Consider the following 17,143-nt stretch of genomic DNA (forward strand, 5'->3'; position numbering starts at 1 on the left):
ACATCCGCTTCAAATTCGCCACAAACCCCGCTCACCGCGACGGTCCATGCTGCAGCCCTCTCCAACGAGGATGGACCATGAAATCCCTGAAGATGCTGCTGCGGTTCGCCATTGTCGGCGGACTGATCCTGCTGCTGCTGATTCCGCTGATGATGATCCGCAGCGTGATCAACGAGCGCAGCCAGTACCGCGACGAAGCCTTCGCGCGGGTCGCTGACAGCCGCGCCGGCGCGCAGCAGCTGGTGGGGCCGGTGCGGGTGGTGCCGTGGGTGGAGCGCCAGCAGGTGGAAGTCGTCGACGCCAAGGGCAACAAGAAGACCGAGGTGCAGGTCAGCGAAGGGCACTGGCTGCAGATGCCGGCCTCGCTCGACGTTGGCGGCGAGATGCTGCCCAGCCAGCGTGAGGTCGGGCTGTTCAAGGTGCCGGTGTACAGCTGGAACGGCCAGTTGAAGGCCTCTTTCGCGGCTGACGACTATCCGGTCAAGCCAGGCCGGACCTATGGCCAGCCCTATGTGGCGTTGGGCGTGTCTGACGCGCGTGGCCTGGTCGGGACACCCAACCTGCGCGTGGATGGCCGCCAGGTGCGCCTGCTGCCGGGTGTCGGCGCCGCTGCGGAACTGGGGCGCGGCCTGCATGCCCCCGTGGCGGGCTTTGCCGGGGTGCAGGGCGGGCTGCTGGCAGCGAGCACGGTGGAGCTGGAACTGCGGCTGGACGGCAGCCGCATGCTGTCGGTCGTGCCGGTAGCCGATGACAACCGCATCGCACTGCGTTCGCGCTGGCCGCATCCGTCCTTCGCCGGCGCCTTCCTGCCGAACGAACGCCGCGTCGATGCGCAGGGCTTCGACGCGCGCTGGGCGGTGTCCTCGCTGGCCTCCGATGCCCAGCGCCAGCTGCGCAGTGATGGCGCGGTGGCGTCGCAGGCGGTGAGCGTGTCGCTGGTCGATCCGGTCGACGCCTACACGCAGGCGGATCGCGCCTCCAAGTATGGCGTGCTGTTCGTGCTGCTCACCTTCGTCGGCTTCATTCTGTTCGAGCTGATCAAATCGCTGCGCATCCACCCGCTGCAGTACCTGATGGTGGGCCTGGCGCTGGCGATCTTCTTCCTGCTGCTGATCAGCCTGTCCGAGCACATCGCCTTCTGGAAGGCCTATCTGGTCTCGGCGGCGGCCTGCATCGGCCTGCAGGCGGTGTATCTGGCCAACGTGCTCGGTCACTGGAAGCGCGGCCTGGGCTTCGCCGCGCTGCTGACCGTGCTGTATGGCGCGCTTTACGGGCTGCTGGTCTCGGAGAACAACGCACTGCTGATGGGCTCGCTGCTGCTGTTCGTGATTCTGGCGCTGGCGATGTGGGTGACCCGCCGCGTGGACTGGTATGCGCTGGGCGCGGAAGCAAAGTGAGGAGAACGCGATGGGATGGCGCCAGGGATTGCGGCTGAGAGCCCAGCAAGGCATTCCGGCTCTGCTCGAAGTGGATGCACTGCTGCAGGCGCATGGCGTGCTGGCGGCCCTGCCGGGGGCACGGATCGCCCCCGGCCTGGTCCGCTTCCAGCTGGCGGCGGCCACCTGCGAAGGAGTGCTGGGGCAGGGGCTGGAGTGGCTGGACGGTGCACGGCAGGGACGTGGCGTGCTGGGTGGAAAGGTGCCGCGCTACCGGCCCTGGAAGGCCGGGCCGGGGGCGTTGGCCGAGATCGGCATCGCCGGCCTGCCCGGCGACTGGCCCACGCACGCTGCGGTATTCGGCTGCAGCAGCATCGACCGGCGGCACTGGTTGCTGCTGCTGCCCATGCGCGCCCAGCTGTGGCTGGGCTGGAGCGGATGAGGCGTCCGCACTGCCCATGACCGATGGGACGGGGGCCGAGCGCCCCCGCTGGCTAGACTCGAGGGGTTGATGATCGAGCCGAAGGGCAGGGGTGGGATGTGCTGAAGTGGGGTGTGCTGGCGGTTGCGCTGGCGATGAGCGGCAATGCGATGGCGCAGCAGCGCGAGCCGGTGGACCTGGACATGGTCAGCCGCATCCGCCAGGAGGCGTTCCATCGCTCGCAGGTGATGGACACCTTCAGCTATCTCACCGAGCGCATCGGGCCGCGCCTGACCAACTCCCCGGCGATGGGGCGCGCCAACGCGTGGACCCGCAGCAAGTTCACCGAATGGAAGCTGGACAATGTCCACGACGAAGCGTTCGATGACTTCGGCCGCGGCTGGGAGTTCACGTCGGCCAGCGTGGAGATGCTCGGCGACCGCGTGATGCCACTGCACGCACTGCCCAAGGCCTGGACACCGGGCACCCGCGGACCGGTCGAGGGCGAGCTGGTACAGGTGGACATCAAGAAGCCGGAAGACATCGAGAAGTACCGCGGCAAGCTGCGCGGGAAGATCCTGCTGCTCGGCGAGGCCCGCGAGTACAAGCGGGGTACCGAGCCGGACTCGCATCGTCACGACGCCACCTCGCTGGAGGGACTGCAGGAATTCACCCTGCCCAAGGACAAGGACGCCACCGCCGAGCGCGCCAAGCGGGTGAAGGAGTACCAGGAGCGGCAGGCGCTGGCGGCCAAGGTCAACGCCTTCTTCGTCGAGGAAGGCGCACTGGCCTCGATCAGCATCAGCAGCTGGGACAACGGCATCATCCGCGTGGCCGGTGGCGGCTCGCGCAAGGCCGGGGAACCGGTCGGCATTCCGGAGCTGGCGATGATCGCCGAGCACTTCAATCCGCTGGTGCGTGCACTGGAGGCCAAGCAGCCCGTGCGCCTGCGGGTGGACGTGAGCGCGCGTTTCACCGACGACAGCGATCAGCCCGGCTACAACACGCTGGCGGAGATCCGGGGCAGCAGCAGGCCGGATGAGGTGGTGATGATCGGCGCGCACCTCGATTCCTGGCACAGCGGCACCGGCGCGGCCGACAACGCGGCCGGCGTGGCGGTGATGATGGAAGCCATGCGCATCCTCAAGGCCACCGGTGCCAAGCCCCGGCGCACCATCCGGGTGGCGCTGTGGAGTGGCGAGGAGCAGGGCCTGATCGGCTCGCAGGCCTACGTCGCCAAGCACTTCGGCCAGTTCCCGGAACCGGTGGACGCTGCGCAGAAGGCGTTGCCGGCCTCGCTGCGCGACCCCACCGGACCGCTGCGCAAGACCCGCGACTACAGCAAGTTCCAGGTCTACTTCAACATGGACAACGGCTCCGGCCGCTTCCGTGGTATCTACGCGCAGGAAAACCTGGCGGCGATGCCGATCTTCGAGGCCTGGCTCGCCCCGTTCCATGATGTCGGCGCCACCACGGTGGCGACCCGCAACACCGGCAGCACCGACCACATCAGCTTCGATCGCATCGGCCTGCCCGGCTTCCAGTTCATCCAGGACCGGCTGGATTACTTCACCAATGTCCACCACAGCCATCTGGACACCTGGGACCACGCCGAGCCCGAAGATCTGAAGCAGGCAGCGGCCATCGTGGCCTCCTTCGCCTACAACGCGGCGATGCGCGAGCAGTCGTTCCCGCGCAAGGCCGAGCCGCAGCCGTGACGTGAGCCGGAGGGACGGACCCCGTCCGTCCCTCCGTGCCGGCGCGGGGCTGGTGGTAAAATCGGGGAATTCCCGTTCCTCGAGCCCCACATGACCTGCCGCACCCGCTTCGCCCCCAGTCCTACCGGTTATCTGCATATCGGTGGCGCCCGCACCGCGCTGTACTGCTGGCTGGAGGCCCGCCACCGCGGCGGCGAGTTCGTGCTGCGCATCGAGGATACCGACCGTGAACGCAGCACCCAGGGGGCGATCGACGCCATCCTGGAGGCGATGGAGTGGCTGGGCCTGGACTACGACGAAGGTCCGATCTACCAGACCGACCGGGTAGCCCGTTACCGGGAAGTTGCCGAGCAGCTGATTGCCGACGGCAAGGCCTACTACGCCTATGAAACCCGGGAAGAGCTGGACGCGATGCGCGAAGCCGCCATGGCCAGGCAGGAAAAGCCGCGCTACAACGGTGCCGCGCGCGAGCTGGGCCTGCCGTACCGGGACGACCCGAACCGCGTCATCCGCTTCAAGAATCCGCTGCAGGGTACGGTGGTGTTCGATGACCTGATCAAGGGCCGGATCGAGATCGCCAACAGCGAACTGGATGACATGGTCATCTTCCGTCCGGACGGCTATCCCACCTACAACTTCGCGGTGGTGGTGGATGACTGGGACATGGGCATCACCGAGGTCATCCGCGGTGACGACCACATCAACAACACGCCGCGCCAGATCAACCTGTACGAAGGCATCGGTGCACCGGTGCCGAAGTTCGGCCACATGCCGATGATCCTGGACGAGCAGGGCGCCAAGCTGTCCAAGCGCACCGGCGCCGCCGACGTGATGCAGTACCGGGATGCCGGCTACCTGCCGGACGCACTGCTGAGCTACCTGGCCCGCCTGGGCTGGTCGCATGGTGACCAGGAACTGTTTACCCGCCAGGAACTGATCGACCTGTTCGATGTGAAGGACTGCAACTCCAAGGCGTCGCGCCTGGACATGGCCAAGCTGGGCTGGGTCAACCAGCACTTCCTGAAGACCGTGGAGCCGGCCGACATCGTGCCGCACCTGGTCTACCAGCTGCAGAAGCTGGGCCTGGACGTGGCGGCGGGCCCGGCACCGGTAGACGTGGTGATCGCCCTGCGTGAACGCGTGCAGACCCTGAAGGAAATGGCCGAGAAGGCCGTGGTCTGGTACCAGCCGCTGAACGACTACGACGAAGCCGCAGTGGCCAAGCACTTCAAGGCCGGGGCCGAGGTCGCCCTGGGCAAGGCCCGTGAACTGCTGGCGGCGCTGCCGGAATGGACGGCCGAAGCGGTCGGCACGGCCCTGCACGACACGGCCGCCGCGCTGGAGATCGGCATGGGCAAGGTCGCCCAGCCGCTGCGCGTGGCCATCACCGGTACCCAGGTCAGCCCTGACATTTCCCACACCGTGTACCTGGCCGGCCGTGAGCAGGCCTTGAAACGCATCGACGCGGCCATTACCAAGGTAGCAACGGTCTGAGGCATCCTTGCCAGGCCGAACCGGAGAACGCGCATGCCCGCCAAGACTGCCACTGCCTGTACCGCCCCCCACCACCACGTCCATGACGCATCGGATTTCGTGGCGGTGGTCGAGCGTGTCTCGCGCGAACGCGGGCTGCGCCTGACCCCCATCCGCGCCAACGTACTGAAGCTGATCGCCGAAGCCGGCAAGCCGGTCAAGGCCTACGAGCTGCTGGAATGGGTGCGCAACGGCAAGGGCGTGGGCGCCGATGCCCCGCCCACCGTGTACCGCGCGCTGGACTTCCTGATGGCCAATGGCTTCGTGCACAAGCTGGAATCGGTGAATGCCTTCGTGGCCTGCCACCACCCCAGCAGTGCGGCGCATTCGGTGCCGTTCCTGATCTGCAACAGCTGCCACAGCGCGGTGGAGCTGGAAGACCGCGAGATCGTCGGCCAGCTGGAGAAGCGGGCCAAGGAGCTCGGCTTCCAGCCGCAGGCGCAGACGCTGGAAGTGCACGGACTCTGCGCCCGCTGCGCAGGCTGAGCGGCCGGTGGGATTGGGGTCAGATCCCTTTTGCCTTGGCAAAAGGAATCTGACCCCGTTTCACGAGCTCGACCCTACCGGGCCGGCGCAGGCTCGGCCGCCGTATCCACCCGTGCGATCACCGACATGCCGGGACGCAGTCGCGCGGCCAGCTCCTGCCCCGGATCGATCGAGATCCGGATCGGCAGCCGCTGCACCACCTTGGTGAAGTTGCCGCTGGCATTGTCCGGGCGCAGGACGCTGAATTCCGAGCCGGTGGCGGGGGCGATCTGCTCCACATGGCCGCGCAGCACCTGGCCCTGGAACGCGTCCACGGCGAACGTCGCAGGTTGGCCGATGCGCATCTGCCAGGTCTGGCCCTCCTTGTAGTTGGCGACCACCCACAGCGCGTCGGGCACCAGGAACAGCAGCTGCGAGCCGGCGGCCACGTACTGGCCGGTCCGCACGCTGGCCTCGCTGATCTGCCCGTCGCGCGGCGCATGGATCACGGTATTGGCCAGGTCGATGCGTGCCAGTTCCAGTTGCGCCTGTGCGCTTTCCACCTGTGCCTCCAGGCTCTTGCGTGCCACCTGGGTGGAGACCAGCGTTTCCTCGGCGATGCGGATCTGCGCCTGCGACTGCTGCACGCTGGCCTGCGCCGACGCCTGGGTCGTGCGGAAGCGGTCGCGGTCATTGATCGATACCAGGCGTTGTGCGGCGAGCTGCTCGTACCGCTTCAGCTCGTTGCGGGAGCGCTCAAGCTCGGCCTTGCCGGCGGACAGGGTGGCCTGGGCTGCAGCGATCTGCGCGCGGTTCTGCGCCTGCGACTGATCGGAGTTGGCCAACGCCGCGCGCGCGCTGTCCAGCGTGGCCTGTGCCTGCGCCACGCGCTGCGCATAGATGCGGTCATCGATGCGCAGCAGGGGTTCGCCCTTCTTCACGTGCTGGAAGTCCTTCACCAGCACCTCGGTCACATAGCCATTCACCTGGGGTGCCATCACCGTGATCTGCCCGCGCACGTAGGCGTTGTCGGTGACCATCACGCTGCTGGCAAACGGCCACAGGTGCCACGCGCGCAGGATCAGTGCGATGCCCAGCAGGGCCACCACGACCATCACTGCCACGCTGCGCGCGCTGGGTTTGAGGTACTTCGGCGCGACCGCCGGCTCAGCCGGCGTGGGCGCAGGTGCCGCGTCGGTCGGCGGCGGTGGGGTCACGTTGTCGGCATCGTCGGGACGGGGCGGGACGGGAGGCATGGCGAAGGACTCAGCGGAGCGCTGCGGGGGAGGCCGCAGCGGAGGAGGGCGGATGGCGCTTGCGCCACTGCTTGAGCACGGCGGTACGCAGCGACAGCAGCAGCAACCAGCACAGGAAGCCGATCGCCAGCCAGCCGCTCAGGGTGAACACATCATTGAACCCACGGACATTGGCCTCGCGGCGCGTCGTCTGTGCCAGCTGCGCGGTGCCCTGTGCGCTGCGCAGCACCGGATCGGTGATCTGCGCGGCGTACAGCTGCTGCTGGATGCGCAGGCGCTGCGCCACCACCGGGTCGGCGGGATCAAGCTGGCTGGTCAGCGCGCTGGAATACAGCTGTTCGCGATGCAGCTGGAAGGTTCCCAGCAGCGCCGAGCCGGCCAGCCCGCCCAGCGTCTGGGTGATCGACAGCGTTACCAGGAAGGTGATCATGTGGTCCACACCCTGTTTCAGGGCGGCGGAGATGCCCAGCATGATCAGCGGGCCCATGAACATCCCGGCACCGACCGAGGCCAGGAACTGGCTGAGGTAGAAATCGTGGGGACGGTCCATGCTGGTGCGGTTCTGGTCGAAGAACGCCGCCGAACCCAGCAGCAGGATCGCCATCAGCAGCTGCGGGATCAGCCGCTTCGGGCCGAAGGTCACGGCGGTACCGATGATGCCGGTGACAACCCCTGCCAGAATCACCACGAACAAGGGGCGCAGCTGGTCCGGGCCCATGCCCAGCGTGCGCATCAGGCTGACCACGCCGTAGGACTGCTCGGTGGTCAGGAAGCGGATGAGGAACGCACCCACGATGAAGTGCAGTACCGGCAGGCTGGCCAGCCAGCGCGTCTGCAGCAGTGGATTGCGCCGGTAGTGCTCGATGATGAAGGCGGTGGTCGACAATGCGATCGAGGCGACCAGCGCCCAGCCCAGCCACGGTGTGTCCAGCCACCAGCGCGTGTAGCCCTGGGCCAGCACCACCACCAGCAGCGCAACCGCCGGGGCAAGCAGGCTGAAGGTGAGGAAATCCATGGGCTCGAAGGCCTTGATCTGCACGCCTGGCGGCAGCTTCAGCACCACCACCGCCGCGAACGCACACAGCGCCAGCCCTGCTTCGAAGGAATACAGCTGGTGCCATTGCCCGGTATCGACCAGGCCGGGCGACACGATCCAGGCCAGCGGAACTGCCAGCTGCGACAGACCGACGCCGATCACCAGCAGGTTGCCGGTGAAGCGCCGCGGCAACGCCTGCAGCATGTACAGCGTACCCAGCGTCGAACACGCCGCACCGGCGAAACCGCTGGCCGCGCGCGTCAGCATCGTGGTTTCGAAGCTGCCCACGAACAGGTGCAGCACGGCCAGCGCGGCATACAGCCCCAGGCCGATCTCGGCGAACAGGCGGATGCCGTACTGCTGGCGGAACTTGAAGGCCAGCAGGTTGGCGGTGACGTTGACCATCGCGTAAGCGGCCACCAGCCAGCTGCCCTGGGTCGGGGTGAGCTGCAGTTGCCCCTGCAGGAAGGGCAGGTTGGCGGTGACCAGCGCATTGCCGAGGCCGCCGGTGATGGCCACCAGCAGGGACACCAGGGCATAGGCTGCACGCCGGTAGGGTGGGTGCCACGGCATCGAAGCCGATCCGGGCATGGTCGGCTTCTCATGCTCCTCCCAGTCCGGCACCGGCTTCAGATACGGCTGCACCATCAGCGTGCTCCGCTGGCTGCTCCCTGGAGTCCTCCGCGCAGCAGTTGCAGGGCACGCCCGGCCAGACGGGCGCGCTCGTCACGGGTCTTGCCGCGAAGGGCCGCTCCCAGCATGCCGGAGATCAGTGAAATATCCGTTTTTTCCAGATCGGGACGGCACAGGCCTGCGGCGATGGCCCGCTGGATCGGTGCTTCCAGCAGGTCGCGTACGGTCTCGCGCGCGGCGCGCATGGAGGGCACGTCCGAATCAACGGCGCGCCAGTAATCGGCCAGCGCAGGTGAATCGATGATGCGCTGGGCCATCCCCTCGAACACCTCGAACAGGGCGTCGTCACGGTCGCCCAGCTGCTCCACCTGGCGGCGGATGCGGTCGACCGCACGCTGCAGCAGGGCCTGGATCAGCGCGGTGCGGTCGGGAAAATTGCGGTACAGCGTGGCCCGGCCCACCTGGGCGCGTTCGACCACCAGATCCAGCGGAGCGGTGACGCCGTGTTGTCCGAACACATGGTCGGCGGCGTCGAGAATGAGGGCACGGCGGGCAGCGGCATCAGCGCGTTGAGCGGTCATGGGTTCATTTTCGGACAGAAGTGTCCGATGTGCGAGACATTGAGTGACGGGATTGTCCGGTTGTTGTCCTACGCACATCTTTGTGATCGGTGTGTGAATTCGTATCCATGGCAAGTGGGAGGTGCCACCAGGCCATATCGATAGCGTCACGGCGCGGCTCATGTCCGAAGCCGTACCGGGTCCAAAAAAAAAACGGGGGGCCAGCAGGCCCCCCGGGAGAGAACGACAACGAGCGTCGTCAGGGATCAGTGGAACGGCGTCCTGCTGCTGGAGGGGTCAGAAGTACGCACGGATGCCGAATGCGACACCGCGGCCCGGCAGCGGCGAGTAGTCGCGCAGCAGCGAGGTGTGCGGGCGCACTTCACGGTTGGTCAGGTTGCTGCCATCCAGGAACACCTCATAGCTGTTGCTGTCGTTACGATCCCAGCGGTAGGCCAGGTGCGCATCGACCAGGGTGTAGCCGTCGCTCGGCTCTTCGTTCTGCGCCACGTCCTTCTGCCGGCTGTAACGCACGGCGCCCACCGACGCGCGCCAGCCGTCCTTCGCCCAGCGCAGGTCGGCACCAACGCGGGCCGGCGCGATGCGCGGCAGGTAGCCGGTGTTGGCCAGCTCCACGGTGTAGTTGTGGTTGTGGTCACCGTGCGGCACCGCGATGTCGAGGTTGCGGCTGCCGTTGCCGTCCAGCTTGGCCTGCACGTAATCGCCGAACAGGCGCAGATCCCAGTCGCCTGCGACGCCTTCGAACAGATGCACCAGGGCTTCCGCCTCGGCACCCTTGAACACCGCATCCTGCTGCGTCCATGCACGCACCGGCAGGCCTTCGGTGACGCCGGTGTCGGCCAGGTAGATGAAGTCCTTGAACTTCGTCTGGTAGATCGAGGCGGAGAAGTCCAGGCGATCGCTGTGGGTGTGGATGCCCAGCTCGACACGCTGGCCGCGCTCGGTCTTCAGGTTGGCGTCGCCGATTTCCAGCGAGCGGGTGGCAATGTGCGCGCCAGCGGCATACAGCTCTTCATTGGTGGGGGCACGTTCGGAGCTGTCCACGCCGATGCGCAGGTCGACCGCGTCGTTGAGCTTCCAGATGCCGGCCGCGGACAGATTGGTGGCATCGAACTGCCGGCGGCGGTAATCGCCGGTCGGGTCCAGCTTGACCTGGTCGTGGCGCCCGCCGAGTTCGAGCTTGAACGGGCCGAACTGCTTCTCCTGCAGCACGAACAGGCCGATGTTTTTCGTTCCGGTGTCCGGCACGAATGCTTCTTCGCCCTTGGCGCCGAAATCGCTGTTGCCGAACTGCACGCCGAAGGCGCCGTCCCAGCCACCGACCTGCTGCTGTACGGCTTCCAGGCGGGTTTCGATGCCGCGGTTGGTGAAGCGTGTGGAGGGCGTGCCGGCCTCCAGCTCGACATGCTCGTAGTCGGTGTAGGCCACGCGGGCATTGATGTTCTTCAGGAACGAGACCGGGTTGTAGATGCCGGCCTTGGTCTCGAAGCGGTTCTGCACCATGTCGATGCGTACGTCATGCTCGTCGCCGCCTTCCTCCTCCTCGCCGTGATCATGATCATGATCGTGGTCATGATCGTCGCCGTCCGCGTGGACGTGGGCGCCATTGGGGATGCCATAGTTGGTGCGATAGGTGCTGGCCGACACGCCGAAGTAGCCGCCCTCGCCCAGCCAGGTGGCACCCACGCCACCGGCCCGGGTGCGGATGGAGCTGTTGTCCAGGCGGCCACGGCGCGGCTCGTCGCCTTCCTCGCCCGCGTGGTCGTGGTCATGGTCTTCGTGGTGGTCTTCCAGGCTGTCGATCACCGCGTAGCCGGGAATGCGGTAGTCGTCGCCGTTGCGCACCAGGCCGTCGACATGCAGCACGACGTTGCCGCTGACGCCGTCGAGGCGGAACATGCCGCTGCGTTCGTCATTGACGGAGTTACCGCGCAGTTCAGCGCGGCCGCTGAGCGGACGGTCGGGCAGCTCGCGGGCGATGCGGCCATCGACGACGTTGACCGCGCCGCCGATCGCACCGCTGCCGAACAGCAGTGTCGCCGGGCCCTTCAGCACTTCGATCTGATCAGCCAGGAACGGTTCGATGCTGGTGGCATGGTCGGCGCTGACGGTGGAGGCATCCATGTTGCCCATGCCGTTGGACAGCACGGCCACCCGCGGGCCTTCCTGGCCGCGGATGATTGGACGACCGACACCGGGGCCGAAGAAGGTGCTCTGCACGCCCGGCAGCTTGGCCACCGTATCGCCGAGGGTGCCTGCCTTCTGTTCGTCCAGGCGCTCGCCGGCGAGCACTTCGACCGGCCGCGCCAGCGACTCGGCGTCGCCCTGCAGCGGCGAGGCGGTGACCTGCACCGACGACAGCTCGGTCAGGTGGCGGTCACGGTGCGCATCGTCGTCGGCTGCGGCGAATGCGGCGGACGGCAGCAGCGCGGCGAGCGCCAGGGCGAGGGTGTGCGGCTTGAACCGCAGGGATGGGGCGGGCATCGAGAAGTCCTTGTTACTGTGTATCAATTGTGAAGCGCACGTATCCCGTCGCGGGACAGGGGGAGAGGAGATCGTGCGGACCAGGAAGGGATGTTATATTATTCCATAACGATTCGCCGACCCTGCTGGAAGTCATGTCCCTCTCCTCCCACCTGCGCCATCTGCTCGACCGTTTCGGTGCCACCGGATCGATGCTGTGCGCAGTGCACTGTGCGGTGATTCCGGTGCTGCTGGCCGCAGCGCCTTCGCTGGGCCTGTCGTTCTGGCTCAGCGATGGCGTTGAACAGGCGCTGGTCGTGTTCGTGACCCTGCTGGGTCTGTTCAGCCTTGTCTGGGGCTACCGCCGGCATGGCGCCCTGCGCGCGCTGGCGTTCCTGATTCCCGGGCTGGTCGCGCTGTGGGCTGGGGTGCTGTACGACCCGCTGCATCACAATGCCGTGCCGCACGCGGTGGTGATGACCATTGGCGGTCTGCTGGTCGGCGTTGCCCATCTGGTCAATCTGCGGCTCAACCACAGCCACGTACACGACGCCAGCTGCGCGCACTAGGCGCTCCGTGATAGGCTTTCCGATCGTGCGCGGGGGCGTCCAGCAAGGCGGCCCCGCCGAACCCGTGTCAGCACGGGGTAACCAGATTTCACATTTGAGGAGTTGAAGACATGGGTAAGGGTGACCGCAAGACCGCCAAGGGCAAGCGCTACAACGCCAGCTACGGCAACGCCCGTTCGCACACCGCGAGCAAGGTCGCCGTAGGCGCCGCTGCCCCGGTCGCCAAGAAGACCGTGGCCAAGGCTCCGGCGAAGAAGGCCGTGGCGAAGAAGGCCGTCGCCAAGGCCTGAGCGGCCGGCCGATGGGTCAACGAAGAACGCGGCGCCTGGCGCCGCGTTTTTTTATGCGTGTCGTTGCGGCCGCCGCGTTCGCCGGGCCATGCCCGGCGGAGACGCCCGATCAACGCAGCGTCTGCTTCAGTGTCTCGGCATTGCCGTCGTTCGGCGCGGCTGGAACCTGCAGCAGGTGCGCCAGCAGCGGATAGACATCGACGTTGTCGAAGCCGTCGATCAGCAGCCCCTGGCGGAACGACGGGCCGCTCGCCACGAACACCGCACGCATCGACGGCAGCGCCGGATCGTAGCCGTGCGAGCCGCCGTCGCGACGATCGCGCCTGGCGATCCAGTCCCGGGTCAGCGCGTCCCAGCCTTCATCCATCTGGCAGACGATGGCGGGTATGCGTGGATGCGTGCCGTAATGCCAGCGCGCAGGCAGGTTCTCCTTCTTCCAGCATTCGTAGTGGGCATGGCGGCCGAGCAGGGCACGTTCGGCCTCGGCTTCACGCCCCGCGACCGGCGCGAAGCCGACCGACTGGCCCTGGCTGACGTTGCGTGCGATGGCCGGGTCCACCATCGACTCGGTGGCGATCACCTGGCCTTCGCCCACCGCGGCCATGCCGTGATCGGAAACCACGATCACATTGGTGGTGGCTGTCAGGCCACGCTGCTGCAGTCCGTCGAGCACCTGGCCGACAACCTGGTCGGCCCGCACGATGGCTGCCGTGTACTGCCGCGACTGCGGCCCATGGTGATGCCCGGCCTTGTCGACGTGTTCCATGTACAGCGTGGCCAGGCGCGGCGCCTCGGCATCGCTGCGTGCCAGCCAGCCCAGTACGGTCTGCACACGTTGCTCGAACGGTTCCTTGTCGTTATACGCCAGCCACTGGCTGGGGCGCACGCCCTTGATCTCCGCTTCGCTGCCCGGCCAGGACCAGGTCGCGGAACGCACGCCGGCCTTCTCGGCGCTGACCCAGATCGGCTCGCCGCCCCACCAGTCGCTGCGGGTGACCGCCTCGCGGTTGCTCAGCGCGAAACTGCCCAGCGATGCGTCGTCCATCGCATTGTGGATGATGCCGTGATGGTCAGGGCGCAGACCGGTCACGATGGTGTAGTGGTTGGGGAAGGTCAGCGAGGGATAGGAGGGCGTCATCCAGCGTGCGCGCACGCCGCTGTCGATCATCCGCTGCAGGTTCGGAGTCAGCCCGCGGTCCAGCGCGTCGGCACGCAGGCCATCGATGGAGATCAGCAGCAGCTTCGGTGGTGCGGCCGTCGCCGCAGGCGTGGAGACGGTGGCGGTCGGGGCGGGTGCGGTGGTGCAGGCGGCCAACGGCAGCAGCAGCGCCAGCGCGCAGGTCAGGCGTACGGGAGTCATCCGCCCATCATAGTGCGAGGTAATGACGCGCCCAAGACACGGCGTGCCAGGACCGTCCGCGGTCAGATCCCTTTCCTACGGGAAAAGGGATCTGACCCCGATCTCCCATCAGGCGAACAGCGGTACCTGGCGTTGCTCAAGCCGCAGCAGTGCTGCCTTGGTCTCCAGCCCGCCGCCGAAACCGGTCAGCGCTCCGTTGCTGCCGATCACGCGATGGCAGGGCAGGATGATCGGCAGGGGATTGCGGCCGTTGGCGGCGCCGACCGCGCGCGTCGCGCTGGGCTGGCCCAGGTGCTGCGCCAACTGCAGGTAGCTCCAGGTCTGGCCGAACGGTATCAACGCCAGGGCGTGCCACACGCGCAGCTGGAACGGGGTGCCGCGCGGTGCCAGCAGCAGATCGAATGTGCTGCGTTCGCCATGCAGGTACTGCAGCAGCTGTTCGCGGGCCTCGGGCAACGCGCCGGGCGCATTGTGCCAGTCGCTGCGTCCGCGCGCGGGGTGGCGGTTTTCAGGAAACAGCACGTGGGCCAGGCCACGTTCGTCGCCGGCGATGGTGAGCTCGCCGATCGGGCTGTCAAAACGGTCGAACAACAACGTCATGTCGGTTCTCCAACGAACGTGCCGGACAGATGCCACAGATGCAGCACCGCATACGAGCGCCAGGGGCGCCAGGGCTGGGATCGCGCTTCGGTGGCGCGTTCGCTCAGGCGCTGCCCCTGGGCATGGCCGAGCACCTGCTGCAGCACCAGGTCACCTGCAGGAAACGCGTCGGGCTGGCCCAGGCCGCGCAGGGCGATGTACTGCGCCGTCCACGGGCCAATGCCGGGCAGTGCCACGCAGCGGGCGACGAATTCCTCCAGTGCCTGGCCGGGCCCGAAGTCGAGCTGGCCACTGACGCAGGCTGCGGCCAGTGCGCGCACGGTGGCGGCGCGGCTGCGTGGCAGACCGATCGATTCCAGAGGGGCGTCCGCCAATACCGAGGGAGAGGGGAACTGGCGGTCGAACTCCGTCGGCATGCCCGGCAGGTGGGCGCCATGCGCGTCGACCAGCCGGCGCGCGAAGGTGGTCGCCGCCGCAACGCTGACCTGCTGGCCGAGCACGGCACGCACCGCCACCTCGAAGCCATCCCAGCCGCCCGGCACGCGCAGGCCAGGGCGTTCGGCGATGCCGCGCGCCAGCAGCGGCTCTTCACCGAGCGCGGCATGCACCTGCTGTAGGTCGGCATCGAGATCGAATACCCGCCGCACGCGTCGCACGATGTCCGGTATCAGCCGCGGATCGACCGCACCCAACTGCAGGCGCAGTTCCGGCCGCTTCGGATCAGCCGTCACCCGCAGCAGGGTGGGTCGTTCAGGCGTGCCGAGCACGCGCTGGTAGCTGTCGTCGCCGATCAGTTCGATGCCCGGCAGGCTGCGCTTGCGCAGGAACGCCAGCATGCGCGGAAAATCCAGCGGAGGCCGGTAGCCCAAGCGCAGCACCAGGCCACCGTCATCGGCGGCCAGCGGGACGTGTTGGCGGCGCAGCGTGGTCGGCGCCATCCCGCAGCCCTGCAGGAAGGCGGTGTTGAAGCGGCGCAGGCTGTTGTAGCCCGCCGCGAGCGCAACGTCGGTGACCGGTAGGGTGGTTTCGGTCAGCAGCTGCTTGGCCAGCAGCAGGCGGTGGGTGGCGTGGATCTGGCCGGGCGTGGCGCCCAGGTGCTCCACGAACAGGCGCTGCAGCTGGCGTGCGCTGAGGCCGATCTTCGCAGCCAGTCCGGCAACCGGCTGCTCCTGCAGGAAGCCGCCGTGGATCAACGCCAGCGACCGCTGTACGGCTTGGCCGGCCAGCGCCTGCTGTGCCTGCGGCGCCAGTTCGGGACGGCAGCGCAGGCAGGGCCGGTAACCGGCGGCAGAGGCTGCGGCCGCACTCGGGAAATAGGTGATGTTGCGCGGCTTCGGCGGCGGCGCCGGGCAGACCGGCCGGCAGTAGATGCCGGTGCTGCGCACGGCGGTGAAGAACACGCCATCGAAGCGCGCGTCACGGGCGAGGCGGGCACGGTCGCAGGCAGCGGTGTCGAGGACGAGAGCGGTGTTCATGCGCCCAGTCTAGGCTGCCCATGCGGCAGATACTCGCCGGATTCGGACATGGATGCAGCGGGTCGCGATCCGGGGTCAGAACCGGTTCAGTGCCACGTGCTGAATGCGCGCGCCGTGCAGGTAGACTGTGATCCTTGTTCCTGCGAAATCCGGTTGCCCGATGTCCGCCTTGATCCGCTGGTTGCCCCTGTTGTGCCTGGCCTTTGCGGGCTGCAGCCAGTTGGAGAATCCGGGCAACGTGACCGCAGCTGACAAGGCGGCACGGGCACCGGCCAGTGATGGCGACAACATGGTGTCGATCAATGCCGCCGACGCCCCACCACCGCCGTCCCCGCCGCGTAGCCGCGCTGATCGGCCGTGGCCGCAGGCGCAGCTGGAGAACGGCCGGGCCTGGGTCAGCTGCAGCACCGATTACGCGGCCGAAGGCGGCGACGGCGTGGAGCTGGAAGGGCTGCAGCGTGAGCAGATCAGCCAGGCGCTGCAGCCGTGTGCCGAACGGGGCCTGTTGCGGGTGCGCTACAACGGCAAGATCAATCCCGGGTTCGCCGAAATGATGTGGCGCCTGGCCGTGGTGGCCGACGCGCTGGAGATCCACAAGCGCATCCTCGATCTCGACTCCAGTGGTGGCCAGGTCGAATCGGCGATCATTGCCGGCGACAGCATCGGCGAATCGGGTTGGACCATCTGGGTGCGCGAAGGATCGATCTGCCACAGCGCCTGCGTGTTCGTGCTCGCGGCCGGCGACAATCGCCTGCTGACCGGCAAGGTCGGCATCCACCGCATGATGCGCATCAGCTCCAAGGCGACCTCGCGCGCCGAGCTCAACCGCGAGCTGCACGAGGTCTACGACAACGTGAAGGATTATCTGCAGCGCAACGGTGTGGCGGTCGGCGTTGCTGATCTGATGATGACCGTGCCCAACCGCAGCCTGCGCCTGCTGACCCCCGAGGAACTGCGGCAGTTCGGCCTGGATGGCACCAATGCGGTGCAGGACGACCTGGAACGGATCAAGCAGATGCGCGCGTGTGGCGACGATTTCGTGCAGCGCAAGGACGCGTTCCTGATCGCCTTCGACCAGCAGTGCAAGCGCGACTGTGCAGACATGGAATCGATCAACAGCTGCGGCCAGTCGCTCAAGCAGCGGTTCGGTTTCCCCGATCCGGTCTGCCCCGAGGAGAGCCCGCTGTCGGAGATCGACGTGGCCACGCTGCCACCGTCTCCTCCGCCGCAGGTTCCGGTGGCGGAACAGCCGGCAGTGGAGACGGAGACCCAGGCCTCACAGGCCGATGCCGAAGCAACCCAGGGCAGCGTGCCGCTGCGCTGACAAACGCCTCACCCGGCTGGCGTAGACTGCGGTTCCTTCCGAT

Annotated in this window: 15 protein-coding genes; 8 read left to right on the top strand and 7 right to left on the bottom strand. The window is 67.4% G+C overall.

Annotated elements, in window-relative coordinates:
• Positions 1 to 77: 77 nt before the first annotated feature.
• From creD to AC5P5M_RS07840, 5 genes are all read left to right on the top strand, one after another.
• Positions 78 to 1,397 (top strand): cell envelope integrity protein CreD, encoded by a 1,320-nt coding sequence (gene creD / locus AC5P5M_RS07820; RefSeq protein WP_495205734.1) that lies wholly within the window; start codon positions 78 to 80, stop codon positions 1,395 to 1,397.
• A gap of 10 nt (positions 1,398 to 1,407) precedes the next feature.
• Positions 1,408 to 1,818 (top strand): hypothetical protein, encoded by a 411-nt coding sequence (locus AC5P5M_RS07825; RefSeq protein WP_279941801.1) that lies wholly within the window; start codon positions 1,408 to 1,410, stop codon positions 1,816 to 1,818.
• Between the two features lie 98 nt (positions 1,819 to 1,916).
• Positions 1,917 to 3,515, top strand: a complete 1,599-nt coding sequence (locus AC5P5M_RS07830; protein WP_495205735.1) for a M20/M25/M40 family metallo-hydrolase — start codon at positions 1,917 to 1,919, stop codon at positions 3,513 to 3,515.
• Between the two features lie 90 nt (positions 3,516 to 3,605).
• A complete protein-coding gene (gene gltX, locus AC5P5M_RS07835) occupies positions 3,606 to 5,009 on the top strand; it encodes a glutamate--tRNA ligase (protein WP_053517391.1) in 1,404 nt (467 codons plus the stop codon).
• A gap of 33 nt (positions 5,010 to 5,042) precedes the next feature.
• The gene (locus AC5P5M_RS07840; RefSeq protein ID WP_053517393.1) at positions 5,043 to 5,534 is read left to right on the top strand and encodes a Fur family transcriptional regulator; all 492 of its coding nucleotides are present in this window, start codon (positions 5,043 to 5,045) and stop codon (positions 5,532 to 5,534) included.
• A 74-nt stretch (positions 5,535 to 5,608) separates the two neighbouring features.
• On the opposite strand, the gene AC5P5M_RS07845 is transcribed toward AC5P5M_RS07840, so the two are convergent.
• The 4 genes from AC5P5M_RS07845 to AC5P5M_RS07860 form a co-directional block, all read right to left on the bottom strand.
• Complete coding sequence (locus tag AC5P5M_RS07845; protein ID WP_074900901.1) at positions 5,609 to 6,769, bottom strand: HlyD family secretion protein; 1,161 nt, start codon at positions 6,767 to 6,769, stop codon at positions 5,609 to 5,611.
• A 10-nt stretch (positions 6,770 to 6,779) separates the two neighbouring features.
• Positions 6,780 to 8,453 carry an MFS transporter gene (locus AC5P5M_RS07850; protein ID WP_346475548.1) on the bottom strand — a complete coding sequence of 558 codons (1,674 nt, stop codon included), beginning with the start codon at positions 8,451 to 8,453 and terminating at the stop codon, positions 6,780 to 6,782.
• Positions 8,453 to 9,019, bottom strand: coding sequence for a TetR/AcrR family transcriptional regulator (locus AC5P5M_RS07855; protein ID WP_053518751.1), 567 nt, complete (start codon positions 9,017 to 9,019; stop codon positions 8,453 to 8,455). The genes AC5P5M_RS07850 and AC5P5M_RS07855 overlap by 1 nt, the downstream gene beginning before the upstream one ends.
• A 276-nt stretch (positions 9,020 to 9,295) precedes the next feature.
• Positions 9,296 to 11,503 carry a TonB-dependent receptor gene (locus AC5P5M_RS07860; RefSeq protein ID WP_065174668.1) on the bottom strand — a complete coding sequence of 736 codons (2,208 nt, stop codon included), beginning with the start codon at positions 11,501 to 11,503 and terminating at the stop codon, positions 9,296 to 9,298.
• Positions 11,504 to 11,637: 134 nt separating this feature from the next.
• Between AC5P5M_RS07860 and AC5P5M_RS07865 the strand changes: the two genes are divergently transcribed.
• Both AC5P5M_RS07865 and AC5P5M_RS07870 read left to right on the top strand, forming a co-directional pair.
• Complete coding sequence (locus AC5P5M_RS07865; protein ID WP_053518754.1) at positions 11,638 to 12,051, top strand: MerC domain-containing protein; 414 nt, start codon at positions 11,638 to 11,640, stop codon at positions 12,049 to 12,051.
• A 110-nt stretch (positions 12,052 to 12,161) separates the two neighbouring features.
• A complete protein-coding gene (locus AC5P5M_RS07870; RefSeq protein WP_004150462.1) occupies positions 12,162 to 12,341 on the top strand; it encodes a 30S ribosomal protein THX in 180 nt (59 codons plus the stop codon).
• A gap of 109 nt (positions 12,342 to 12,450) precedes the next feature.
• Here the strand turns inward: AC5P5M_RS07870 and AC5P5M_RS07875 are convergent, their stop codons facing one another.
• The 3 genes from AC5P5M_RS07875 to AC5P5M_RS07885 form a co-directional block, all read right to left on the bottom strand.
• Positions 12,451 to 13,701, bottom strand: a complete 1,251-nt coding sequence (locus tag AC5P5M_RS07875; protein ID WP_495205736.1) for an alkaline phosphatase family protein — start codon at positions 13,699 to 13,701, stop codon at positions 12,451 to 12,453.
• Between the two features lie 108 nt (positions 13,702 to 13,809).
• Positions 13,810 to 14,301 carry a methylated-DNA--[protein]-cysteine S-methyltransferase gene (locus tag AC5P5M_RS07880; RefSeq protein ID WP_065181155.1) on the bottom strand — a complete coding sequence of 164 codons (492 nt, stop codon included), beginning with the start codon at positions 14,299 to 14,301 and terminating at the stop codon, positions 13,810 to 13,812.
• On the bottom strand, positions 14,298 to 15,776 hold the full coding sequence (locus tag AC5P5M_RS07885) for a DNA-3-methyladenine glycosylase 2 family protein (protein ID WP_180875686.1): 1,479 nt from the start codon (positions 15,774 to 15,776) through the stop codon (positions 14,298 to 14,300). Before AC5P5M_RS07885 ends, AC5P5M_RS07880 begins: the two co-directional genes overlap by 4 nt.
• 160 nt (positions 15,777 to 15,936) lie before the next feature.
• Between AC5P5M_RS07885 and AC5P5M_RS07890 the strand changes: the two genes are divergently transcribed.
• Positions 15,937 to 17,100 carry a COG3904 family protein gene (locus AC5P5M_RS07890; RefSeq protein WP_495205737.1) on the top strand — a complete coding sequence of 388 codons (1,164 nt, stop codon included), beginning with the start codon at positions 15,937 to 15,939 and terminating at the stop codon, positions 17,098 to 17,100.
• Positions 17,101 to 17,143 lie beyond the last annotated feature (43 nt).

The sequence above is a fragment of the Stenotrophomonas sp. YJH_SMC_106-19 genome, assembly GCF_059368375.1.